This window comes from Mesorhizobium sp. WSM4822, assembly GCF_055811155.1.
Genome location: NZ_JBVVQM010000072.1, coordinates 1 through 778, shown reverse-complemented (window position 1 = coordinate 778; position 778 = coordinate 1). Strand labels below are relative to the sequence as shown.

Below are 778 nucleotides of genomic sequence, written 5' to 3'. Positions count from 1 at the left end.
CCGGATGCGCTTGACCAGGGCAACCTCCTGCCACCCGAGCGGTTCATCATCAACAATGAACATTCGACGGCGCCGTTGCGGCCGGCGGAGAGGCAGGGGACTGATAATCCGCAAAGCATCGCCATTCAGCAGCCGCTGAGCGAAGGCGGCCGCTTGCCGATACAGCCCCCCGTGCAGCACTTGGGCGAATTGCCATTGGCAGGGGTACCCGTTCAAGGCACAGGATCCGAACACATTGGAAGCCTGCATGCGGAGGCCGCGCCCTTTGCAAGGTCTGAGGCGACCCCCGCTGCGGTCGAGGACTTCATAAACATCTCATTCGCCGTCCCTGAAGGCTTCTCCCATGGGACTCAACGCGTCCCAGACGCGATGCTCCCTTCCTTGTACCATTATGGCCTCTTGCCGGACGCGGACCAGCCGGAATGGAACTACGAGATTAAAGGTCACGGCTACACCGCCCGGAGGCCAGAGGGAGGCAACGAGGTTTGGCTTGTCGATCGCGGTGCGATGAGGGAAGCTGCAGTAACGGCAAAGGCTCCAGAACACGCCTTGCCTGCGACCGCGAGGCTGTCAGACACCTATCGCGGTGTTCCGTTGGTCGATCTGACCACCTCTTCCGATGCACGGATCGGAGCTTTTCCGTCAGGCTCGTCCAAGCTCCCCGAGGGGGCGGTGCTCGGCGCCGACCTGCTGGGCGACGCCCATATTCACAGGGATTACCGGTTGCTGGAGCAGAGCCTGCAGGCCGCCCACCCAGCGCTCGCCGCCCGAACGCGGT

The 778-nt window shown here is 63.1% G+C and carries 1 pseudogene; it reads left to right on the top strand.

The annotated features are described in order from the left end of the window. Positions 1-778, top strand: a pseudogene (locus tag AC0L3E_RS34570) (Ulp1 family isopeptidase); the annotation flags it as partial.